We start from the raw sequence: 22,171 nt of genomic DNA, 5'->3' as shown, positions 1-22,171 counted from the left end.
AAAGACTACGGGGTTAGATCGAGGTGATGCGGTTGAAGTCGTCGTCCAGCGCCTGCGCATCCTCCGGTAGGAGGGCCACGACGAGATGCTCGGCGTAGTCAGCGAAGTACTCGACGAGTTCGGCGATCCGCGCCGAGTCGATGGCTTCCAGCGAGTCAAGCAGCATGAACGGAACGCTCTCGTGGAGGTCATGCACCAGATAGCCCGCGAGGGCGAAGATGAGGCCGGTCACCTCACGCTCGCTCTCGCTGAGGTGTTCGATGGTGTCCTCGTAAGCCGCGCCGTTCTCGGTGGTTCGAACGATGTGGAGCTCAAACACCGTTCTGTCGACCTTCTGTCGCCCCTCACGGACGGTTTGCTCGATGCGTTCGATCCAGATTCGTTCGAGGTTCTCGTACTCCAGGATACCGAGAATGGCGTCCATGTGCTCGTTGAACTGGTCGACGGCGTTGGCTTCGATCTGGTCGATTTTCGTCCGCTTGTCGGTGAGTTCCTCGACGAGGGCGTCGCGCTCCTCACGGAGGTCGTCGGCCCGATTGACCAGCTCCTCGATCTCCTCAATCTCAGCGGACACGTCATCGAGGTCGGACTCCAGACTGTCGATCTCGAACTCGAGCTGGTTCGCCTCCCGGTGTAGCGCGAGGATCTCGTCGAAGTCCTCGGATTCGAGGTTGTCGACCTCGTCTTCCAGTGACTCGACGTCCGCAGTCAGTTCCTCGCGCCGGTCCTTCAACGAGGAGATCTGCTCCTCGCGGCGTTCGATCTCCGTTTCGGTCTCCTGTATCTTCCGTTCGACGTTCTCGCGGCGGCGCTGCTTCTTTTCGGCTTCGCGCTGGTCGGTTTTGAGATCGTCGAGTTCCGACTTGATGTCGTTGAGATCCTCGACTTTCCCCCGGCGGAGGTCCTGCAGGCGGTCGACAGTATCTTCGATCTGCTCCCGGTCGACCGTCGAGCCGCACGTCCAGCAGACGACGGATTCCTCGTCCTCGCTTTCGAGGAGTTGCTCTGTCACCGCGCCGCCGGAGCCTTCGGGCGCGTCTTCAAGCGACTGGATGACGTCGTAGTCTTCCTCTTCGAGCCGTTCCTCGTTGTACTGGATCAGGCTCTGAAGATCGGATATCTCGCTGTTCAGCCGCTGGCGCTGGTCACGCAGGCTTGCGATTTCGTCTTCGAGGTGCTGCTGGTCGCCCATCGGCGTCTCCGGTAGTTCGTCCAGCTCGTCTTCGAGATCGGATCGTTCGCGTTTCAGCGAGGAGATACTCTCCTCCTGTGCCTCGATATCACGCCGGACAGATTCGAGGTCTGACCGCGTCGAGCGGAGTTCGTCGAGTTTCTCTTCGAGGACATCCTGTTCCTGACGGCTCTCCTCGATATCCCGGCTGCTGTTGTCTATCTCCTCCTCGCGCTCGGCGAGTTTCTCGCGTTTCTCCTCAATCTGCTCGCGGAGTTCGGTCCGGCGCTGTTCGAGGTCCGGAAGGTCACGCTGGCGGGATTCAACCGTGGCAAGCTCGTCGTTGATCTCGCCTTTCTCCGCTTCCAGTTGTTCGACTTCCGAACGGATCGCGTCGATGTCGACCGGCCGCATGATGATTTCGCGGAGATCGTCGCCGCGGGCAACTGACCGGCGCGCCTCGTTGGTTTCGAGGAGGAACGCGAACAGGTCGGCGACCGCTGGATCGTCAAGGTATCCCTCACCGTCAAACTGGACAGCGTCCCCCGCTCGCGTGAGCGTCCGTTCGTACACTTCATCGCCGTACGTGAGGGCAACGCGCCCCTCGTCGGCGTCGCCTTTCAGCGTGGCCTGCGTACTCCCCATCGCCGCCATAATAGACTGTAGAAACGACGTCCGGTTTGTGGCGTTCTTCCCCGTCAGGACCGTCACGCCCGGCGGAATATCGACTGCTGTCTCATCGATCCCACCGATATTGGTGACCTCGAAATGGGCGACACTATATCCCTGTTTTGATTCTGGCATTGCTCTGCCGTAGTTGGAGCGGATATAAAAATAATTTCATTGCCGAAAACCATTTTAGCCACTGGCGTCTCTGGTGACGGGTTACAGCGGAAGGCTCGACACGATGGGATACACCAGACTGTCGATACGCCGACAACCGTTCCGGAATAACACCTGTACCAATATTATTCCGGTACAGCGTTATCGCCGAGGAAGTGCGTCCTGTTCTCGCTTGATTGCTGTTTTGTTGTGATTGGTAATTTATATCGCTTGTTTTCGTTCTCGATATGCCAATCTATAAGTCTACGTGTTTAGAAGCAAGTCCTGTGACCCGCTACGAAACGCTACTTGAGGTCGAACTGGACGAGTGGGACAGTGGGTACGGCGTCTTGCAGATCGTCGATCCGGATGACAGCGACACCGCCGAGTTACGGTTCTGCTACTTCAACGAAAACGGGAAGTTCACTAATCGGCCGTTGACATTGCGCCCCGATGAAGAAACACTCGACCGGACCACGCGAATGGTAGAGAATCTCGGCTACGTCGCCCGGACGTTCGACCCGGCAGAGATCCGTGAACTCGTGGATGCGCTCGGCGAAGAGCGAGTTATCGAACTCGCACAGCTCGTCGACACACTCGGTGAAGCACGGCTGGCGGAGATACTCGGAGAGTAGCGATGGCGGATACCCACCCGCTGGTAACGGTCGAAACTATCGTTCTCGTAGGCCTCGGAGGGTTCGCCGGTTCGAACCTTCGGTACTTCGTCGGCCTCTTTTTTCCGGGACTACAGGGGACGCTGCTGGTCAACGTCTGTGGCAGTTTCGCACTCGGTGTACTCGTGTACGAAGGGCTGCAGGTCGGTGCGCTGGCCAGCGAAACGAAACTGGCCGCTTCGACCGGCTTCATCTCTTCGTTTACCACCTACAGCACGTTCGCGGTGGAGACAGTATTGACACCCGAGTGGGCTGTTGCGAACGTCGTTGGGAGCTACGCGTTGGGGTTTGCCGGCGTCCTTGTCGGCCGTGAAACCGTCCGGCTGGTCACCGGAGGTGAGCGCTGATGGTCGCTATCGAACCGGCGCATCTGGTCGGGACCGGTGGGGCACTCGGGGCACTCTGTCGCCACTATCTGGCAGGGGCCGTCAAACAAGAGACGTTCCCGCTCGGGACATTTACCGTGAACGTCATCGGGAGCTTCGTTTTGGGACTGGTCACGTTCGCCGGTGTGACCGGTGACGCGGCATTACTGGTCGGCGTCGGCGCGTGCGGGTCGTTCACGACGTTTTCCTCGTTTTCGGTCGCAACGGTTCGATTGTGGGAGGACGGCCACGTGGCGCTGGCCGCTCTCAACGCCGTCGGCAACCTCGTCTGTGCGCTGGCCGCAATCGGGCTGGCCTGGGGCCTCGTGCAGGTCGTGTGACTCATAGAGTCGTCATTTTTCAGCACGTGCCACAGAGCATTCCTGCTCTCTGTCTGCGTCGAGGTCGCTTGCCCGCGGGGTCCCGCCACCGTGGGGTGTCCGCCGCTCGCGGACGGTCACGTGATGGACGGATTCGGTGCCGTCGTCGACGACGAGCGCGTCACCGGTCGTCTCCGGGAGCCGGGCCGCGAAATCGCCGTCGAGATACGTCGGCTGGGCGGCCTGCAGTGCGTCGATGTCAGCCGCACTCGTCAGTCGGTGGGCGACGAGCAAGTCGGTCTGAGAGACGGTCGTCGCCGGCACGGCGCTGGGTCGCTGTGTCGCCAGCACACAACTCACACCGGGCTGACGGCCTCGCGTGACGAGACGGCGGAGCGGACGCCGAGCAACGCCGTCGGTAAACGCGTGGGCTTCGTCGACCAGCAGCCACGGCAGTCGGCACGTCTGTTCGGCCATCCGAGCGTCGTACAGCGAAGTCGCGACAGCGGCGAGAACCGCACCGGCTGGTCGAGCGGCGAGTCCCGACATATCGAGCACAGTCAGGCTATCGCTGCACAGCGTTCCCGTCTCGATACCCGCAGCATCGAAGATATCCCATGATGCGGCGAGCGCGAGATAGTTCGCTGCCGAGCGGGTAGTCCCCGCCGCCGCATCCGCGTCGGCCACCCACGAGCGCATCCCATCGAGGGTTGCGCACTCGGCCGCCGCTCGCCACACAAGTGCTCCCGGCCCCTGTTCGGGGTCGAGGCCGAGCACCGTACACCACTGACGCGGGTCGAGCGCGTCCGCACGAACGCTGGGATGCATGACCGTCGCAGGCACATCCGCAGTTCCGAGCGGCGTGAACGCCCCCATCGGGTCGATGACGACCGGGGCGACCCCCTCAGCAGCAACCAATCCCTCGGCGAGGACACCGAGCGTGTACGTCTTCCCCGACCCGCGTTTGCCAACGACGAGGCCGACGTGTGGCCGGTCGACATCGAGATCGACTTCAGCACCGCGGCTCCCGTCGCGGGCCCGATAGTGGCCCAGCCGTGTCGTTGGCCCCGTCGCTTCCTCGCGTCCGAGAACGACCATGCCGGCGGTTGCCCCGTTCCGGTATTTGAACGTTCGTCCGAGGGTTCAAATACGAGTTCGGAACCACACCAGTCCATGTCAGATTCGCTGTGGCGCGACGAGCGTGCTATCGAAGGACTGCCGATTCGCCTCGTTATCGCGCTGGTGGTCGGCGTCGCCTGCCTCTCCGTGATGATGAGCACTATTTCGGGAATCGAGACGCTACAAGTGACGGAAGTCGACGTTGAGCCACACCCGGAAGTGGCGAATCCGGGGTCACAGGACATCGTTGTCACTGTCGTCGACTCGAAGGGGTCTCCCGTCTCCGGCGCAACGGTCGTCGCCAAGAGCGGGACGGCGACGCTCTCGTCAGTCAAGACCGGCGAGACAGGTGGTGAAGGGAACGCGACTCTCTCGCTGTCGCCGTCGCTCGGGCCGAATCAACAGGACGGCACGGTCACGTTCGAGGTGAAACCGCCGGCGGGAAGCAGCTACAAGGACGCTCGCTCGAACACCGACCTGCTCGTCGTCAAGTCGCCCTAGCCGTCCCAGTCGATCCACTCCTGCTCCCAGCCGGCGCGAGACTGGGCCGCCCGCCGGGCGTGTTCGCGGTCCTCGCGGTGGGTCCGGTTGCGCTCGACGGTGTCGGCCTGCTCACCCTCGACGAGCATCGGCTGGAAGGCGACGGTGCCGTGTCGCTCGACCGACCCGTCGGCGTCGACGACGGCCAGCGACTGCTCGCCGGTTCCCAGCGGCATCACCAGCCGCCCGTCGTCGGTCAGTTGCTTGAGGAGCGCCCTGGGCGGGTCGATTGCGGCGGCTTCCAGAAGAATCCGGTCGTACGGAGCGTATTCGGGCAGTCCGTCGGCCCCGTCGCGGCGGTCGACGAGGACGGCTTCGTAGCCTGCTTCTGCCAAGTTCTGCCGGGCTTCAATCACGAGGCGGCGCGTGATATCTATTGCATGCACGTTCGCTGCGCCGACGTGTTCTGCCAGCACTGCGGCCGTGTAGCCGACACCAGCACCGACCACGAGCACATCGTCGTCTTCCGCAGGTGACAGAGTTTCGAGTACTCGGCCGGCGGTGCTGGGCGAGAGGACGCGCGTTCCAAGGCGCTCGAAGGGGCGGTCGGAGTAGGCCTGTTGCTCGCCGACGAAGGCCTCGCGGGGGACGGCGCGCATCGCTGTCGACAGCCACGCGCTCCGGACGACACCCTTGCTGTCGTGTTGCAGGCTGTCGACCATGTCGTCCCGCAGTACCGCCGGGTCCATACCACTATATTCGGCCAGAGCTATATCAATGGCGCGACAACGGCCACGTCTGTCGAAACCGCTACTGGAGCGGGACGAATCGAACCCCGCCGTGGTCGACGCGATTAACTGTGCCGTCAGCCTGTTTCTCCGCCCGGATAAGGCGCTGTTGTCCGTCGCCGAGCGGGGCCAGGAGGACACCGCTGTCGCGGGTCTGGTCGACGAGCGGGGCGGGGAACTCCGGCGCGGCACAGGTCAGATACGTCCGGTCATAAGGCGCGTGTTCTGGCCACCCCTGCTTGCCGTCGCCGGCTCGAACCGAAACCTCGCCGTAGCCGGTCGCATCTAGCGTTTCCCGTGCGTCGTCGGCGAGCGGCGCATGGTACTCCACGCTGTAGACGTTCTCGGGGCCGACCAGTTCAGCAGTCACCGCGGCGTGGTAGCCACACCCAGTGCCGATCTCAAGCACCTGGTCTCCGGGAGACAGGTCGAGTATCTCAGCCATGATTGCGACCATGTGTGGCGCAGAAATCGTCTGACCCGACCCGATCGGGAGCGGGCGGTCGGCGTAGGCAGCGTGTCGCTTGTCGTCCGGGACGAACAGGTGGCGCGGAACCGACGCTATCGCCGCGAGAACGTCCTCGTCGACGACCCGCTCTCGGAGACGGTCAGACAGCCGCGACCGCTGCCGGTCCCAGTCCGCCATCCTACCACGCAGACCACGCCGTGGTCGACTCGTCCCTGACGTACAGCCGGTTGATGTCCTTCGCGATGCCCATGTCACCGTCGTGGTCCATGTTCTCGTGGTCGTAGCCGTGGGCGTCGTCGCGGACGTGAATCCCCTCAACGGTGAACTCCTCCTCACCGAACGCTTCGGTTTCGCCGACGACGAACTCGTAGTCGCCGGGGACGTGGAGTTTGAAGCTCTCGGTCTCGTCGTGCGTGCCGTCTTTCGGGTGCATCGTGACGTTGACCGAGACGTTGCCGACGGCCCGCGACCAGATGGTCTCGACGTCCTCGGCGGCCGCCTCGTCTTCGCGGCCGTCCGCGGTCTCTAAACTGGTGATGCGCGCGGTCACGACGGCCTCTTCGGTCTCCAGCAGGAACTCCTCGCCGACGGACAGTTCTTCTTCGGCTGGCACGTCGACCTCCGCGGTGAAGGAGTCCCCGTCCTGTGAGACGACGACGCTTCGCTCTAGTGTCTCCTCCTCCGGCAGTTGTTCCTTGTGGACGTGGTCACAGTCCGTACAGCGAACCGTCACGTGGCCGCCCGGCTTCAGCACCTCGTGAACCGTTTCCAGGTCCGGCGAGCAGGCCGGACACGGGAGGGCGATGCGGTCGCCCGGTGTAGCGTCTGTCATATGCAGGCGTTGACTGCGCTCCCGTAAATGGTCGTCGCCACGGCGCTGCTCGTGGTTCTGTCTCGCATAGTCACGCTGCCTTTCTTGCGCCGCCGGATCAAACGACGGGTATGGCGCGCCAACAGAGCCGTGCCGACATCGTAAGCGGTGTCATCATCGCCCTGACAGCCCTGGCCGGCGTGGCGGTCTGGTCTCGCCTCCCCGCCGAAGTCGCGATTCACTTCTCCGCGTCGGGCAGGCCCGATAACTACGTTTCGAAGCCGGTCGGTGTCGTTCTTATGCCGGCACTGATGATCGCTACGCTCGTCGTGCTAAAGTGGACGTTCCGCTACGACCCGCCGGACGTGCCGCACGTAGCGGCCACCGTCACCGTCGCAACGATGGCGTTCATGGGGGCGATACACGGGCTCGTACTCGCGTGGAACCTCGGCTACCCGGTCCCGTTCGACCTCGTCCTCGTCGGATCGCTCGTCTGGGCGGCTTTCGTCGTCGGGTACGCTGTGAAGACGGAATATGCACACGGGTAGCAGAAACTACCAGCGGTCGGCATGGGCGACCCACGCTTCTATTTCTGTTTGTCGCAGAACCGTTCTGGCCTCGTACTCAACGCGAGGAAGTTCCGCTTCCTCGCCGTCCTCACGGCTCCCGTCAGTCGCCGTTCGTTTCTGGGAGGTCTATAACCTCCCCATCTGCATACACGGTCGGTTCCGTCAGAATCCCGTCCAGGTGAATCGGCGCATGGACGTCCCCGCCCATCGCGTGGTCGTCGCCGATAGCGATATGGACCGTCCCGCCGGCCTTCTCGTCTAACAGGACGGAGCCGACGAGTTCGGTCACAGCGACGTTCGTGCCGATACCGAGCTCGGCGAGGTTGTAGGCGTCCCGTCCGACCTCATCGGCGGCGTCCTCGACCTGCGCGCGGATGTCGGGGTCGTCGATATCCGTGACGTAGCCGTCCTCGACCTCGAAGGTGAGGCGCTTCCCGTCGAGTTTGCCGTGGGGGCGCATCGTCCCGTCGACGACGAATGTGCCGTCGGCCGTCTCCGGGGCGAGGAACACTTCACCGGCAGGGAGGTTCGACATCTCGCCGGGCTCGTGGACGATGCCAGTGTCCATATGCCACTCGCGAGCGCCGATGCCGAACGTGATGTCGGTACCCTGTGGCGAGGTGACCCGGATTTCATCGGCGTCTTTCACCTGTGCCAGCACATCCTCGCAGTGCTGTTCGATGCGGTGGTAGTCGGCGTCTAACCCCATGAGGAACACGCCCTCGCTAATCCCGGGCAGGGTCGCAACGCGAGCACCGGCCTCGTTGGCGTCGGTCCGGGCCTCGGTGTGGCTCAGGCTCTTGGTCGTCGGGGCGAGCACGACATCGGCGGTTGCCATCGCGCCAGCGACCGGCGCGGGCGGCTCCGCACCGTGTTGTTCGCCCGGCGGGTAGCGAACGAAAACGGAGTCGTCGGTAATCTCTGTGGCGACGCGATACAGCGCTTCGCCGATTGATTTCCGCTGGTCGTCAGTGACAACCGCACACGATTCGTCGGACTGGAGGTTCAGGCACTGTTTGACGGCAGTCTCGGCGGGCGCGCGGAGCGACGAGTTGTCCATACAACTGACTGCGTACTCCGCCTGAATAACTCTTGATAGACTGTCGGCGTATTGCATGGAAACACGCCACATCTCGGTGTTTTCTGATAATTCGTGCTAAAAGTTCACAATATCCAGAGGTACAACTATCTGAGTTAATTTCTCCGTATATTAATCACAAAGAATATACTCTCCCCGGAGGTATGTGCGTACATGCTCCACGTGGGCATCAACGGCTTCGGCACCATCGGGAAACGCGTCGCTGACGCGGTGCGTGTCCAGCCAGATATGACAGTAGCGGGCGTCGCAAAGCGCTCGCCGAACTTCGAGGCAACTATCGCAGACGACCGCGGCTACGACCTCTATGCCGCGGACGGCCGCGAACCGTTCGATGAAGCCGATCTCGCGACGGCCGGTACGGTCCATGACCTCATTGAAACGAGCGACGTGATCGTCGACACCACGCCAAGTGGCGTCGGCGCGGCTAACGCATCGCTGTATGCCGAACACGACACGCCAGCCATCTTCCAGGGTGGGGAGGACGCTGCTGTGGCAGATGTGAGTTTCAATGCTCGCGCAAACTACGAAAATGCGGTCGGGGCTGACACGGCCCGCGTCGTCTCCTGCAATACAACAGGCCTGTCACGCCTCCTCGCACCGCTCAAGGAATCATACGGCGTTGAGAAATCACGTGTGACACTGGTCCGGCGCGGTGCTGATCCGGGCCAGACCGGGCGCGGCCCGATCAACGACACACTTCCCGACCCCGTCGAAATCCCCTCCCACCACGGTCCTGACGTCCAGACGATTTTTCCCGACCTCGACATCGACACGATGGGAATGAAGGTCCCGACAACGCAGATGCACACTCACAGTGTCAATGTCACGCTGGAAAGCGAGCCAACGACAGAGGAGGTCACGTCACTGCTGACTGACGAATCGCGGCTGTTCCTCATTCCTGAGACGCTTGGTATCGACGGTGCAGGGAAGCTCAAGGAGTACACCCGCGACGCTGGTCGCCCGCGCGGTGACGTGTGGGAAAACTGTATCTGGGCCGAATCCATCACGGTCGAAGGCCGGGACCTCTACCTGTTCCAGGCCATCCACCAGGAAGCCGATGTCGTGCCGGAGAACATCGACGCCATTCGCGCGCTCTCCGAACGGACCGCAAGCGCCGAGAAGAGCATCCGACGCACCGACGAAGCGCTCGGTGTCGGTCGCGGCCTCGTCGAACACGACGGCAGCCCACAGCGCGTCGACAGTCACGCCGACGACTGATTCTCACCCCAGTTCGTGGAATTCGACCTCGCCGGTCTCCGTCGAGAGCGTCGCGACCGAGAACGGCTCGGGAGCCGGCGGAATCGAGATACCGCCGGGGTTGATTCGTACCGTGCCCCCGCGCTCCTCGCGGCCGCGTTCGTGGGTGTGCCCGTGGAGCACGTAGTCGTAGGTGCCACACTCGACCAGCGCGTCGACGAGTTCGCCGCTGGTGCCGTGGTACACGGCGATGCCGTGTCCGTCAACGGTTAGCTCGCCCATCTCGCCGAAGTACGTGCCGAAGTCCTCGACGGTGGACTGGACCGCCCACTCGCCGTCGTTGTTGCCGCGAACGGCGTAGAACGACCAGTCGCCGTCGAACGGCGTCACAGAGAACGGGGCGACGAAGTCGCCGCAGTGGACGACCGTCTCACAGCCCGTGTCAGCGAACGTCTCAACTGCGGCTTCGACCTGCGGCGCGTTGTCGTGCGTGTCCGAGACGATGCCGATCAGCATACCAGCGACCTTCAGTCGGCAGCGACTTCAACGTATGTCCCCCGCCGCTGGTGAGGCCGCAGGCGTCACGCAGGCACGATGCTTTTGTTCAGGCACCGTCTACGACGACCGATGGCACGGGGACTCATCGGGACAATCGAGCTGATGGTCGCGGTCGTACTCGCCGCGCGGGTCACCCTCCTCGGCGTCGACAACCTCGCTCGCGGTCAGACAGCGATCGGTGTGGTCTTTCTCGGGTTAGCCGCCGCATTACTGGTCATCGAGTGGGTCGCTCCCTCCCCGACGGACATCCCCGGCGCAATCGCCGGGCGGGCACGCAGTGCGCTTCCCGGTGGGAAACCGCCGGACAGCGACGACGACTAGCTCTCGTCGCGCCAGCGGTCCGGGTCGTCGGCGGCGAGATACTCTCTGAGCAGCGGTGGAAAGTTCCGTCCCTTGAGATACCGCAGTCCGAAGTCCTCCGCCCAGTTGATGATGCCCTGGTCCTCCGTGACGACGCCGGCGTCCAGTTCCTGTGCGAGTATCAGGAGGTCGAAATCCTCCCGGGAGTCGAGGACGCCCTGCCGGAGCGTGTCCCGGTACTCGTCGCGCAGGTCCGAGATGACCTTGTCCACTTCAGTCATGTGGTCGTGTTCCTCAACCGTCTCGGCCCGCGACTCCTCGGCCTTCCGGACGGCCTTCTCGGAGACGCGCAGGCCGCGGTCCACCCGCTCGGACATCTCGTCGATGAACTCGTAGACGAGGTCTGCCGGAATCCGCACCTCGTGGTGAGCCGGTGACTTCGTAATGACCCACGTATCCAGTTTCGTCAGCACGTCATCGCTGATGGCCCGGTCTTCGAGCATCGTCGTCAGTTCCGCCTGTATCGACGGCGGCATGTAACAGGAGATGTTGTGGACCAGTTTCGCCTCAGAGATGAGTTCGAGCAGTTCCAGGCAGGCCGCCTCCAGGTCCTCGTCGCCGCTCCTGATTTCGGGGGTGAGAAACAGCGACGTGTCGAGGACGAACCGTTGCTTGAGCGGGCGGTCGACCATACTGACGCTACGATAGCCTGCCACTAATTCCCTCTGGCAGTTACGGCGGTGCCCCGTGCCAGCAGAACTTTAGTGTCATGTCAACAAGACACACGTATGTCGAGAGACTGGGGGTCGCTGTTCAATGTCGACACCGACCCCGAGGACCTGCTGGAACACTTCGACACCGAGTGGTTTCGCGGACAGCGGTACCGCCATCTCACCGACGAGCGCCACGGTATCGAACGCGGGACGGCGCTCGTCGGCGACGCGGTCGTCCGGGGCTACCCCTCGATGCCGCGTGCGCTCGTCCTCGAACCGGCGATTCGGGAGGCCTTCGACGGCCCCGTCGCCATCGAGGAGAAGCTCAACGGCTACAACGTCAGGATCGCACGAATCGACGGGGACCGCCTCGCGTTCACCCGGAGCGGGTTCGTCTGTCCCTACACCACGCGGAAGGTCGAGGCGCTACTGGACGCAGAGGGGTTCTTCGACGACCACCCCGAACACATGCTGTGTGGCGAACTCGTCGGCCCGGAGAACCCCTACACCGACCACGAGTACAGCGAGGTCGACGAGGTCGGGTTCTACGTGTTCGGCATCCGCCACCGCGAGAGCGGGACGCCGATGGGCGTCGAGCGCCGGCTCGACCGGTGTGAGACCTACGGCCTCGACAGCGTCGACCACTACGGGACCTACACCCCGGCAGCGGCCGTCGACGCCGCCCGCGAACGGATCGACGACCTGAACGCTCGCGGCCGGGAGGGCGTGGTCCTGAAATCGATGGACGGAGAGACGGCGCTGAAGTACACGACGAGCGCGATCCATCAGGCCGACCTCGAACACGCGTTCGAACTCCCCTTCGACTACGGGCGAGACTTCGTGTTCACGCGCGTCATACGAGAGGCCTTCCAGGCCGTCGAACGCGGTGAGTCGCCGGCAGCAGTCCGCGAGCGGGCACACAAGTTGGGTGAGGCCATTCTTCAGCCTGCAGTCGAAACAATACGGGCGGTAGACAGGGGTGACCCGGTCGGCGAAACACACACCGTTCGCGGCGACCCGAAAACCATCGACGACCTGCTGTCGTACTTCCGCGACCAGGGGCTGGAACTGCATATCGAGCGTGACGAGACGGATGGCGACCAGCGTGTTGTCACGTTTACCAAAATCGCCCAGTCAACGCGTGACAAGACGCGGTACTACCTAGCGGGTGGGACCATCGACGAGTGAGGAGCGCGACCGCTTCAGTCGGCCGCGATGGTCTCGCTGGCGTCGTCAAGCAGTTGCTCGATGGAGCGGTCGCTTGGCTCGTTTTCCAGCAACACGTCGATAGGGAGCGTCGGCGCGCCGTCGACAAGGTTCTCGAGTAGCACGAGTCGCTCGCGAGCCCGAGACATCCCAACGTAGAACACACGCCGTTCGTTGTCGGTCAGCGTCGGCACGGGACTGGTGTGTTTCGTGAACTCATCCATACCCGGCACCTCGATACCCTGCTGGTCGACCGTGGCGGCCATCTGTTCGACGACTTTCTCCGTGAGGTCCGTCGCGACGAACACGTGATCGGCCTCGCGGCCCTTGGCGGAGTGGATGGTCCCGACGCGGACGCGGTCGGCGTCCATCCCGGTGTAGTCACCGGTGAAGTACGCGTCGACGGTCCGCTCCTGGAAGTTGGTCACTTTCCGGAGCATATCGCCTGCCGAGGCCGCGTCCGGGAGGAACGGCACGTGCTCGCGAACCACGTCGGGTTCGATTTCGATGTCGGCGATGTCCTGGTCCTCGTGGGACTCGTCTATCTCTTCGAGCGCGTCGAAGAGGTCGTCGCGCTCGCCGGTGCCGAACGCGGAGTCGACGAGCATGTCAGCGAGCCGGCGCGCTTCGAGCACCGTGAGCGGTTCGTCGGCCTCGACGGCTTCAAGCCCGTTGACGTACTGGGTGAGCCGGTCGGTCCACATCCGCTGGTCGGTGAGACAGGAGAACGGAATCCCGTTGTCGATGAACTCGTCGATGAACTGGAACATCTGGTAGCGGGCCCGGAACAGGACCATCACCGTCTCGTCGGACTGCTCGATGGTCCGGGTGACGTTCCGCGAGAGGTCGAACATCGATGGGTTCTGGACCGCCTCGACGCGGCCGCCCTCCTTGCGCGGATTGAGGTCTTTCTCCTGGCGCTTCTCGATGTGGCGCACCTCGCGGTTGACGACGTTCAGGATGCGCGAGGGGAGCCGGTAAGAGTTCGGCAGGACCTCGTCTTGGGTAACGACTTCCTCAAGCAGGAGGTCTGGGTCAGCGCCCTGCCAAGCGTAGACGACCTGGTCGTCGTCGCCGGCGATGAGCACCCGCTCCATGTGGGGTTTCCACTCGTCGTACACGTCGTACTGCAGCGTCGTGATGTCCTGAAACTCGTCGATAATGAGGTAATCGACGTTGGGGAGTAGCGAGCGCTGGGCGACCCGCTCAAGCATATCGGCGAAGCCGGTCAGGTCGTTCTCGCCTTTATACGTGCGCCAGCCGCGAATGGCGCTGGGGACATCGACGCGGTCGTCGTCGGTCGGCCAGGTCGGCGTGTACTTGTTGCCGGTCTGGGCGTTCTCGTCGATTTCCGGCGGGAGCCGGACCTCCTCGTCGTCCCACTTGAACGGGACGTCGTACCAGTCGGCGACGTCGCGGCGGGTCCGCTGGAGCCACTGGCTGGTCGCGATAATCTTGTTCCCGAGGGTGGTCGAGCGGGCCGACCGACGCCGAGACCCCTCGTACTCGTCCTCGTAGTCGATGCCGAACTCCTCGCAGAAGGCCTCCTTGTCGTCCTCGCCGACGACATCGCCACGGGAGAGGTTCAGCAGTTCGTACGCCTTCGCGTGCATCGTGCAGACGTTCCCACGGAGCGCACGAGGAGACAGGCCGAGTCGGTCCGCGAGTCGCTCACGGATCTCGGCGGCTGCCGCACGGGTGTACGAGACAACCAGTACGTCACGGAAGTCTACGTCGTCGTCTTCCAGCAGTTCGTCCACACGGTCAAGCAGCGCCGTCGTCTTCCCGCTACCGGGCCCACCGAACAGGCGGACAACCTCGGTGGTCGAATCAGTCATTGAACATGTAGTGGAACCGCGGCCAAATAAACAACGTGCTTTACCGGGACGACAACTGACCGGTGCACCCGAACGGATTTCTCACCGGTACAGCGACACGTACAGCATCGCGAACCCGATGATGAACGGGATTGTCTCTGCCATCTGGAAGAACACGCGGACGATGGCACCAGTCTCGCCGGCGCTCAGTTGTGTGATAACGCTGGAGATAGCGACACCCATACTGATGAACGCAAATCCGACGAACGCGTACTGGAGGCGTTCTGACGGCCGTTTCCGGTAGGCCTGAAAGCTAATCAGCGTGATACCGAGTGTCAGCCCGAACACCACCATCCGCATCAGGATGAGCGCGCTACGTGCGATAGTCACGCCGGTCGTCATGCGATCACCCGTCCACTGGTCGGCACGCTCATTCCGGGTTCAGCTCGTCCCAGAGCTGACTAAACCGGTCCGGGAGGTTCTCTTCCCGATAGATGCGTACTTTATACTCCTCGTCTTCGAGCGAGATGACCGTCGACTCGAAGTTGGACTCGTACACCTTGTAGTGGTTCCCGTCCTCGGCGACGAGTGTCCGGTCGGTGACGAGGTCGTACTCGTCGAGCAGTTCGATACGTCGATACACCGTCGGCAATGAGAGGTCACACTCCTCCGCGAGTTCCTTCGCCGACTGCGGTTCTCGACTGATCGCGGCGAGTACACGGCGTGCGTGCTGGTCGCCGATCGTATCGAGAATCTCCTCGATGCTCTGTTCCTCAGCCACTACACCAAGATTCGCGTCATATTATATAAGCGTTTTCGAGCACTGTGGTGATTTCACGCTCAGAAAACACTGCCCCGTTTATATGATGATAGCCCCTGTAGCACTCACTGCGGATTGCGTTCAGGTGAGACGATGTCCGGAGACAACCTCCGTCGCGTGACGACGGGCAAGATGCATGGCCAGAGCGCCGATGAGCGAGTGACCCCTCTCGGCGATTCAGAGCGCCCGGAATCGCATGACCCACCCAGTCGTGACGCCATCACGGAGTCGTTGTTGGACCCGGTCATTGACGACGTCGTCAACGGCGAGACCGCAGTTGATGACGGAATAGTCACACAGAGTCTGGAAGAGATTCTACTGGCGATGATCGCAGTCGCCGATGGTGGCACCCACGGGACCGGACTGATGGAGGAACTGGAAGCCCAGTTCGGTGCCGAACTGAGTCCGGGGACAGTGTACCCCCGGCTGCACGAGTTAGAAGCGGATGGCACGCTCCAGATGCACGAACTCGTCCAGACGAAACAGTACGGAATCGCGGACGACGCGGCTGCGAAAGAGCAGATCGCGACATCTGCGTACCAACATCTCGCGCTCGGACTCTACCTCCATGCGGCGCTGGATTCGCTGTAACCACCACAGGCCGGTCAGTCCGCCGACACGCGACCCCCCAATTGTCGGCTACGAACCGGTCGGCCCGCCGACACACGACCCCCCAATTGTCGGCTACGAACCGGTCGGCCCGCCGACACACGACCCCCCAATTGTCGGCTACGAACCGGTCGGCCCGCCGACACACGACCCCCCAACCGTCGGCTGGCCACGCAAAGACTCCCCCACTTCCTTTCTGCGCAACGTGACGCAGGTCCGACCGTCTGGGCTGGTGTGTCAAGAAGCAGAGTGAGATACATCCCGGCAGAGATCGAACTGCCGGCTCTACTGGTCGATACTGTCGCTACTGGATGAACGGTGGAAGACGAAAAACCGGAGTATCCTTACCGTACCGGTGTCCAGCCACACACCGAGCACTGTGCCGCTGTCGACTCGTGAAGACCGCCGCAATCAGGGCACTGCTTCTTGTTATAGCTCTCTTCCCAACCACTCTGCTCCACATCGTGGCCACGCTGGGAGAGGAACTCGTCGAACATATCGTCACTACTCGGTGCGGACGCCATACATGATATGGTATAACACATCAGTATATAGGTTTAATGGTATTGTGAACCATTGTCACAATTAGCCGCGCGCCACACATCATGAACTGGTCGGTAACAGCGAGCCGTGTCACTCAGGAGCCGCCCAACCGGCAGACAGCAACAGATAGGCAGTCGTTCAGCCAGTGTGCTGGGTTCGGATAGACCGAGGCCGCACTCGTTAGTTGTCGGTCCCAGCCGGGTGGGTGTAGTCAACAGTGAGACGAGTGCTTGCGATGAGTGCGTTCGCGATGGTCTCTGACGCTTCTTCTTGCTCGGTTCCACCCTCGATAGAGAGCTCCTCACCGAGTGCGTACACCTGAAACCGGTGTTCGTAGGGCTGTCCGGCCGGTGGGCACGGCGGTTCATACCCCGCCTCGTTTGGGGGCTGTGTTCCCTGTCGAGCGCCGCCGAGCGTCTCGAGGGTCGGTTTGCGAGGAAGTCCGGCCGGAATCCGCTCCGTCTCCGGCGGGACGTTCCACAGCGTCCAGAACACGGGCTGACTGAACACGCCACCGTCGTACTCGGCTGTGACGGCAAGTGCTGCCGTCGGCTCCGGGACACGCTCGATGACAAATGGAGGCGAAACGCCCTCGCCGTCACAGGTGAATCGGGCCGGAAGCGCGTCCCCGGAACTGAACGCGGGGCTCGACACTTCAAAGGCCGATGTTGTGTCGTCCGACTGCTCGGTACAGCCCGCGCTCCCGACCAGTGCAGACGCCCCGAGCGTCTGGACGAAGTGGCGACGGCGCATACCAGAGTGAGAGGGGCAGGTAGTAATCTGCCTTGTGATACCCCGTCACGCCCCACGTCGAATCCGGGGGCAGGACACCACTGGTCCATATCAGGGCGAACATGTTCCCGCCCGTCGCCAGCGACTGAGAACGTCTTACCCCCTTCTTATTTTGGGGTCCTGGAGTTCCAACCACATGGAACTCAAACGCAAAACGATCGCGAAGGTAATCGCCGCCGCGTTCGTCTTCAACCTCGTCGTCATGGGGGCTGGCGCGTGGATTGCGTATCAGGAAGCGCCACCCATCCCGGAGCAAGTCGTTGGACCTGACGGCGAGACGGTTCTCACGGGTGAAGACATCCGCGAGGGCAAGAAGACGTTCCAGAAGAACGGGCTGATGAACCACGGGTCGATTCTCGGCAACGGCGCGTACTACGGCGCAGACTACACCGCCGACTCGCTGGAGTTAAAGACCCAGCACATGCGGACGTACTACGCCGAGGAGCGCTACGGAACCGAGTACGACTCGCTGTCGACGGCCGAACAGGCTGCCGTCGACGATGACGTCAAACAGGACCTCAGCGGGGAGTACGAGGGCGGGAACATCAAGTACTCCGCCGCCGAGCTATACGCCCACGAGCAGGTCCGCCAGGAGTACGTCGAGCGGTACCACGAGGGGAGCCACGAGCGGGGCGTCCCCGAGGGGATGATTGACTCCGAGGCCGACGCCCGGCAGTTCGCCGACTTCGCCATGTGGACGGCGTGGTTCTCCCACACCGACCGCCCGGGCGGCGAGCACTCCTACACGAACGACTGGCCCTACGAGCCCGCGGCCGGCAACGACGCGACCGGCGCGGCGATGACCTGGAGCGTCGTCGCCATGGTCCTCCTCGTCGGTGCCGCCGGTGCCGGCATCTGGCTCTACAACGCCGTCAGCCTCCCGGAGCCGTCCGCCGGAGACCTCTCGGTGCCCGAGCCGGGCGACGTGAGCATCTTCCCCAGCCAGCGGGCCGCCCTGCGGTTCATCCCGGTCGCCGCGGGGCTGTTCCTCGCACAGGTGTTGCTCGGTGGGTTGCTCGCTCACTTCTACATCGAGCGGGCCGGCTTCTTCGGCATCGAGGAAATCTTCGGCGTCCACATCCTCCAGCTACTGCCCTTTGCCATGGCGAAGACCTGGCACATCGACCTGGGCATCCTCTGGATCGCCGCGACCTGGCTCGGTGCGGGGCTGTTCCTCCCACCGCTGCTGACCGGCCACGAACCCAAACGCCAGTCGACGTACATCGACGTGTTGCTCGTCGCGATTGTCGTCGTCACCGTCGGCGGCCTCGGCGGCATCTGGCTCGGGTCGCACGGCTACTTCGGCGACCTCTGGTGGCTCGTCGGCAACGAGGGGCTGGAGTACCTCGAAGTCGGGAAGCTCTGGCAGGTCGGGCTGCTCGTCGGCTTCGGTCTGTGGGCGGTCCTCTCGATTCGCGGGCTGAAGCCGCTGCTCGACCGCGAGCCGGTGTTCGGCCTCGCACACATGATTCTGTACGCCGGCGGCTCCATCGCACTGCTGTTTACCGCCGGGTTCTTCTTCACGCCGGAGACCAACATCGCCGTCACGGAGTTCTGGCGCTGGTGGGTCGTCCACATGTGGGTCGAAGGGGCCTTCGAGTTCTTCATCGTCGCCATCATCGGCCTGACGCTGGTGTCGATGAACCTGCTGAGCCGCCGCAGCGCCGAGAAAGCGGTCATGCTCCAGGCCTTGCTGGTGATGAGTACGGGTGTCATCGGCGTCTCTCACCACTACTGGTGGGTCGGCATGCCCGACATGTGGGTCCCCATCGGGAGCGTGTTCTCGACGCTAGAGCTGCTCCCGCTGGTGTTCATCCTCTACGAGGCGCTGGGCCAGTACCGGGCGATGTCCGAGACCGGTGGGTTCCCCTACAAGCTCCCGTTCATGTTCATCATCGCCAGCGGCGTCTGGAACTTCGTCGGGGCCGGCGTGCTCGGCTTCTTCATCAACCTCCCGCTGATCAACTACTACGAGCACGGCACCTACCTCACCGTCGGCCACGCCCACGCTGCGATGTTCGGAGCCTTCGGCTTCCTCGCACTGGGGATGGTCACCTACATGCTCCAGCTCGCCATCAAACCCGGTCGCTGGAACGGGTCCTGGCTCCGGGCGGCGTTCTGGTGCTGGAACGTCGGTCTGGCGCTGATGGTGTTCGTCTCTGTCCTGCCCGTTGGCTTCCTCCAGCTGGAGGCGGCCTTTACCGGCAGCTACGCTGCGGCCCGGAGCGTGGCGTTCTACAACCAGCCGCTCGTCCAGACGCTGTTCTGGGCGCGCCTCCCCGGTGACACGCTCATCATCCTCGGGACGGCCATCTACGCGGCCGACCTCGTCCGCAAGCGGTTCGTCCTCCGGGCGTCCGAGGACGATCCCACGGTCGAGGACATGGCCGTCGCGGAGGGTGTGATGAGCGACGACTGAACCGCGTCGGGTTTCGGCTGTGCGTCGTCACAACCGAAACACGATTGGCGGACAGAAACGAGAGGAAAGTGAAACGCCGGATCTAGACGGGGAACTGCGTCGCGGTTCCGGCGACGATAACCCACGTCACGAGGACGGCGTTGATCGTCGCGCCGACCCAGACCCGACCCGTTTTCCTGAAGAAGTAAGTGCTAACGAAGGCCACGATGCTGAGCAGGGCGACGAACTGTAGCGCCAGAATCGTCAGCAGCGGGTGGCCAAGCGGCAGTGGCTGGCCGGACAGCAGCGGGATGTACTGAACCGCCAGCAACACGACGAACCCGCCGACGACGATGAGCCAGTTCGTCGCCATCGCACGGCGGAGCGACCGGGACTCGCCCTCGGGACGGAGCTGGCCGTGCAAGAGTGCGCCGAGGACGACGAAGAAGGCAAACAGCGGCAGGAGATACGAGAAGCTGATCCGGAACTGCGCCGGTGAGAGGAGTTTGATGGCGAACACCCAGATGCGGAAGTCCGTCTGGAACAGGAACGCCACGACGGCTTCCAGCAGGTACAGCACGGCGACGGTGCCGACGCCGGCCAAGACCGAGACACCGACCGTTCGCGCGCCGTCGCCCGTATCGAGGCCGTAGTTCGCCAGCGACACCGACGGGTCGTCAGCGTTGCTCGTGTAATGCCACACCGCGAACAGGACCGCTGTGATGACCGCGTTCCCCAGCGCCCAGACGATCACGCCGTTGTTGATCTGCTGTGGGAACAGCCAACTGAGCCCGATAATCGCCGGTGCGGCGTCCTGTAGCGGGAAGTACGTCACAATCGGAATTGTGGCGGCAAGTAGCGACGCCGCGTAGCGTTTCGCGCCGGTCATCCCCTTCCCTTCGGGGTACTCTCGCCGGAGCCTGTCAGTCGATGCTCGTTCGATGAGCAGACCACCAGCGGGGAACAGTGACAGCACACCACCGATGAGGGCGATAAAGGTTCCCAGCGATTTCCAGTACCAGACCTGATTGCTCGGATCCATCTCGTCTTCGCCCTCGAGCGTTAGCTGGAGCCACTCGATGGATGCACCGATGGCTGCGGTCGAGAAGTGGTCGCCGGGATGCGTCGTTGCCGGCGTGTATAGCCGCCGTGCGGTGCCGTCATCAACGCTCCCGTAGGTACGGCTCTCCTTGACAGCGCTGTCCGTCCCGAACACAGTCTGGAGTTTGTCGCTCTGCTCAACGTCGGACGCACTCGCCGTCCCCCACATCAGCGGGGAGAACTCGTCGTACTCGCTGAACACGACAGCGAGGTTCCGTGGGAACGAAGCAGTGCCTTCGGGAGCGCGGTTCGATCCAGTCGATGACCCCTCGATGACCATCGACTCGTACCCGTCCGGGTGGGCCGCGGCCGCCGTGATGACGGTCCAGCCGCCCATCGAATGCCCTTCGAGGCCGATGTTTTCGTTGTCGACATAGTCCAGCGACCGGAGGTATTCGAGGCTGTCAGGGCCACCGTACCCGTTGTTGAACGCCGGCGGGTCAGAGTAGCCGTGGCCGGTCTGGTCAATAGCCAGGACCACAAAACCCCGTCGTGCGTACTCGATAGCGAACGGCGACTGGGTCTCTTTCGAGTTGATGTACCCGTGGACGGCCAACACCCCCGGTTGCGGGGACGCGCTGCTGGCCTCTTCAGGGATATACAGCGTCCCGCTCATCATCGTTCCGTTGGTCCCGGAAAACGTCACGTCGCGAACCTCGACGGAACCGCCATCTGTCTGTACTGTCCATGCGAGCCCGCTCCCGCTGAATATCAGGAGCAACGACACTGCAGCTACGATCCACAACTGTCTGTTATTGTTCATTATAATTCCACGGGAACAGGTGAGACACTCAGGAAATTAAAGTTACTGTAAACTCCGGGCTAACGGTAAAGAATTGAGAGTGAAGCTGGAAATGGGACGCTAACCCGTTGAAAAGCGGCCGAGTTCTCTGGGCCACGTATCGTACCGTCATTCATTACCGGCTATTCGGGGTTGCGGATAAACCCAGTCTTCTACGCAACGATAGCCACAGATAGCCGCTCTCACTCCGGTACCCACCCCACCGACGAGGTTACGCACTGCCGAGTTCGTCGGTCCAGAGGTGGTCGATGTCGGCTTCGATATCGGCCGTATCGAGCGCCTCGACACCGGACAGGTACTCGCGGGCGTCAGTGAGGTGCTGCTTGACCGCGGCCACCTCATCTACCGACTTCGCGGCATAGAGCGACACCCGCGCCCGGTTAATCTCCAGTCGCTCCCCGAGCGCCTGCGTCACCGGGATGTCGTGCTCGTCGCCGAGCTGTGCCATGCGGTTTAGCACGCTTGTCGGGACTTCCAGCTGCGCCGCAATGTCTCGTGACGGCAGGTCAACCGTCACGTCGGTCGTCTCACACTCACTCTCCCCCCACGGCGCGATAACGTACTCCTGTCCCTCTGTGGACATGTAACACGAGACACTCCGGGCACGCATATTTACTCGCAGACTAAC

General features: G+C 62.8%; 26 protein-coding genes. 11 read left to right on the top strand and 15 right to left on the bottom strand.

The features are described from left to right. Positions 1-13: 13 nt before the first annotated feature. Entirely contained in the window at positions 14-1,975 is a 1,962-nt protein-coding gene (locus AMS69_RS05855) for an archaea-specific SMC-related protein (protein ID WP_053967153.1), read from the bottom strand. A 305-nt stretch (positions 1,976-2,280) separates the two neighbouring features. Between AMS69_RS05855 and AMS69_RS05850 the strand changes: the two genes are divergently transcribed. From AMS69_RS05850 to crcB, 3 genes are read left to right on the top strand one after another with little or no spacing between them, the layout of a single operon-like run. Next, complete coding sequence (locus AMS69_RS05850) at positions 2,281-2,628, top strand: hypothetical protein (RefSeq protein WP_008307758.1); 348 nt, start codon at positions 2,281-2,283, stop codon at positions 2,626-2,628. Positions 2,629-2,630: 2 nt separating this feature from the next. After that, a complete protein-coding gene (locus AMS69_RS05845; protein ID WP_053967152.1) occupies positions 2,631-3,014 on the top strand; it encodes a fluoride efflux transporter FluC in 384 nt (127 codons plus the stop codon). Then, entirely contained in the window at positions 3,014-3,373 is a 360-nt protein-coding gene (crcB, locus tag AMS69_RS05840) for a fluoride efflux transporter CrcB (protein WP_053967151.1), read from the top strand. The genes AMS69_RS05845 and crcB overlap by 1 nt, the downstream gene beginning before the upstream one ends. 12 nt (positions 3,374-3,385) lie before the next feature. Here crcB and AMS69_RS05835 read toward each other — a convergent pair whose 3' ends face one another. Beyond that, a complete protein-coding gene (locus AMS69_RS05835; protein WP_053967150.1) occupies positions 3,386-4,450 on the bottom strand; it encodes an ATP-binding protein in 1,065 nt (354 codons plus the stop codon). Between the two features lie 75 nt (positions 4,451-4,525). Here AMS69_RS05835 and AMS69_RS05830 point away from each other — a divergent pair, with 75 nt between their 5' ends. Next, positions 4,526-4,972, top strand: a complete 447-nt coding sequence (locus AMS69_RS05830; RefSeq protein ID WP_053967149.1) for a DUF7382 domain-containing protein — start codon at positions 4,526-4,528, stop codon at positions 4,970-4,972. Here AMS69_RS05830 and AMS69_RS05825 read toward each other — a convergent pair. From AMS69_RS05825 to AMS69_RS05815, 3 genes are all read right to left on the bottom strand, one after another. Continuing rightward, the gene (locus AMS69_RS05825; RefSeq protein WP_053967148.1) at positions 4,969-5,700 is read right to left on the bottom strand and encodes a protein-L-isoaspartate O-methyltransferase family protein; all 732 of its coding nucleotides are present in this window, start codon (positions 5,698-5,700) and stop codon (positions 4,969-4,971) included. The genes AMS69_RS05830 and AMS69_RS05825 overlap by 4 nt on opposite strands. Before the next feature lie 61 nt (positions 5,701-5,761). Beyond that, positions 5,762-6,385: a protein-L-isoaspartate(D-aspartate) O-methyltransferase gene (locus AMS69_RS05820; protein WP_053967147.1), complete on the bottom strand. Its 624-nt coding sequence runs from the start codon at positions 6,383-6,385 to the stop codon at positions 5,762-5,764. A gap of 1 nt (position 6,386) precedes the next feature. Continuing rightward, complete coding sequence (locus AMS69_RS05815; protein WP_053967146.1) at positions 6,387-7,040, bottom strand: HVO_0476 family zinc finger protein; 654 nt, start codon at positions 7,038-7,040, stop codon at positions 6,387-6,389. 110 nt (positions 7,041-7,150) lie between these two features. On the opposite strand from AMS69_RS05815, the gene AMS69_RS05810 reads away from it, so the two are divergent. Next, on the top strand, positions 7,151-7,567 hold the full coding sequence (locus tag AMS69_RS05810; RefSeq protein WP_053967145.1) for a DUF1648 domain-containing protein: 417 nt from the start codon (positions 7,151-7,153) through the stop codon (positions 7,565-7,567). Positions 7,568-7,688: 121 nt separating this feature from the next. On the opposite strand, the gene AMS69_RS05805 is transcribed toward AMS69_RS05810, so the two are convergent. Further along, positions 7,689-8,648 carry an aminopeptidase gene (locus tag AMS69_RS05805; RefSeq protein ID WP_053967144.1) on the bottom strand — a complete coding sequence of 320 codons (960 nt, stop codon included), beginning with the start codon at positions 8,646-8,648 and terminating at the stop codon, positions 7,689-7,691. Positions 8,649-8,840: 192 nt separating this feature from the next. Here AMS69_RS05805 and AMS69_RS05800 point away from each other — a divergent pair, with 192 nt between their 5' ends. After that, positions 8,841-9,905 (top strand): type II glyceraldehyde-3-phosphate dehydrogenase, encoded by a 1,065-nt coding sequence (locus tag AMS69_RS05800; protein WP_053967143.1) that lies wholly within the window; start codon positions 8,841-8,843, stop codon positions 9,903-9,905. A gap of 3 nt (positions 9,906-9,908) precedes the next feature. Here AMS69_RS05800 and AMS69_RS05795 read toward each other — a convergent pair whose 3' ends face one another. After that, on the bottom strand, positions 9,909-10,400 hold the full coding sequence (locus AMS69_RS05795; RefSeq protein WP_053967142.1) for a metallophosphoesterase: 492 nt from the start codon (positions 10,398-10,400) through the stop codon (positions 9,909-9,911). A 111-nt stretch (positions 10,401-10,511) separates the two neighbouring features. Between AMS69_RS05795 and AMS69_RS05790 the strand changes: the two genes are divergently transcribed. Further along, entirely contained in the window at positions 10,512-10,763 is a 252-nt protein-coding gene (locus AMS69_RS05790) for a DUF7533 family protein (RefSeq protein ID WP_053967141.1), read from the top strand. On the opposite strand, the gene AMS69_RS05785 is transcribed toward AMS69_RS05790, so the two are convergent. Next, positions 10,760-11,434: an RNA ligase partner protein gene (locus AMS69_RS05785; protein ID WP_053967140.1), complete on the bottom strand. Its 675-nt coding sequence runs from the start codon at positions 11,432-11,434 to the stop codon at positions 10,760-10,762. The genes AMS69_RS05790 and AMS69_RS05785 overlap by 4 nt on opposite strands. Before the next feature lie 96 nt (positions 11,435-11,530). On the opposite strand from AMS69_RS05785, the gene AMS69_RS05780 reads away from it, so the two are divergent. After that, positions 11,531-12,643 carry an RNA ligase gene (locus AMS69_RS05780; protein WP_053967139.1) on the top strand — a complete coding sequence of 371 codons (1,113 nt, stop codon included), beginning with the start codon at positions 11,531-11,533 and terminating at the stop codon, positions 12,641-12,643. Between the two features lie 14 nt (positions 12,644-12,657). Here the strand turns inward: AMS69_RS05780 and AMS69_RS05775 are convergent, their stop codons facing one another. From AMS69_RS05775 to AMS69_RS05765, 3 genes are all read right to left on the bottom strand, one after another. Beyond that, positions 12,658-14,499, bottom strand: coding sequence for a UvrD-helicase domain-containing protein (locus AMS69_RS05775; protein ID WP_053967138.1), 1,842 nt, complete (start codon positions 14,497-14,499; stop codon positions 12,658-12,660). Between the two features lie 81 nt (positions 14,500-14,580). Beyond that, complete coding sequence (locus tag AMS69_RS05770; RefSeq protein ID WP_053967137.1) at positions 14,581-14,880, bottom strand: DUF7521 family protein; 300 nt, start codon at positions 14,878-14,880, stop codon at positions 14,581-14,583. A 28-nt stretch (positions 14,881-14,908) separates the two neighbouring features. After that, positions 14,909-15,259, bottom strand: a complete 351-nt coding sequence (locus tag AMS69_RS05765) for an ArsR/SmtB family transcription factor (protein WP_004515333.1) — start codon at positions 15,257-15,259, stop codon at positions 14,909-14,911. Positions 15,260-15,391: 132 nt separating this feature from the next. Between AMS69_RS05765 and AMS69_RS05760 the strand changes: the two genes are divergently transcribed. Further along, positions 15,392-15,889, top strand: coding sequence for a PadR family transcriptional regulator (locus tag AMS69_RS05760; protein WP_053967136.1), 498 nt, complete (start codon positions 15,392-15,394; stop codon positions 15,887-15,889). Then, positions 15,867-16,160: a hypothetical protein gene (locus AMS69_RS05755; RefSeq protein WP_053967135.1), complete on the top strand. Its 294-nt coding sequence runs from the start codon at positions 15,867-15,869 to the stop codon at positions 16,158-16,160. The genes AMS69_RS05760 and AMS69_RS05755 overlap by 23 nt, the downstream gene beginning before the upstream one ends. A gap of 91 nt (positions 16,161-16,251) precedes the next feature. Here the strand turns inward: AMS69_RS05755 and AMS69_RS19585 are convergent, their stop codons facing one another. Both AMS69_RS19585 and AMS69_RS05750 read right to left on the bottom strand, forming a co-directional pair. Continuing rightward, positions 16,252-16,431: an HVO_0416 family zinc finger protein gene (locus AMS69_RS19585; RefSeq protein WP_077067766.1), complete on the bottom strand. Its 180-nt coding sequence runs from the start codon at positions 16,429-16,431 to the stop codon at positions 16,252-16,254. Positions 16,432-16,630: 199 nt separating this feature from the next. Further along, positions 16,631-17,203, bottom strand: a complete 573-nt coding sequence (locus tag AMS69_RS05750) for a YbhB/YbcL family Raf kinase inhibitor-like protein (RefSeq protein WP_053967134.1) — start codon at positions 17,201-17,203, stop codon at positions 16,631-16,633. 175 nt (positions 17,204-17,378) lie between these two features. Between AMS69_RS05750 and AMS69_RS05745 the strand changes: the two genes are divergently transcribed. Continuing rightward, positions 17,379-19,661 carry a nitric-oxide reductase large subunit gene (locus AMS69_RS05745; RefSeq protein ID WP_053967133.1) on the top strand — a complete coding sequence of 761 codons (2,283 nt, stop codon included), beginning with the start codon at positions 17,379-17,381 and terminating at the stop codon, positions 19,659-19,661. A gap of 82 nt (positions 19,662-19,743) precedes the next feature. On the opposite strand, the gene AMS69_RS05740 is transcribed toward AMS69_RS05745, so the two are convergent. Further along, positions 19,744-21,504, bottom strand: coding sequence for an alpha/beta fold hydrolase (locus AMS69_RS05740; RefSeq protein ID WP_053967132.1), 1,761 nt, complete (start codon positions 21,502-21,504; stop codon positions 19,744-19,746). Positions 21,505-21,754: 250 nt separating this feature from the next. Continuing rightward, a complete protein-coding gene (locus AMS69_RS05735; RefSeq protein WP_053967131.1) occupies positions 21,755-22,126 on the bottom strand; it encodes a hypothetical protein in 372 nt (123 codons plus the stop codon). Positions 22,127-22,171 lie beyond the last annotated feature (45 nt).

Origin of the sequence: Haloarcula rubripromontorii (assembly GCF_001280425.1) — an archaeon.
Lineage (GTDB): Archaea > Halobacteriota > Halobacteria > Halobacteriales > Haloarculaceae > Haloarcula > Haloarcula rubripromontorii.
The sequence above is the reverse complement of the archived record's forward strand: the minus strand, read 5'-3'. Positions and strand labels throughout refer to the sequence as shown.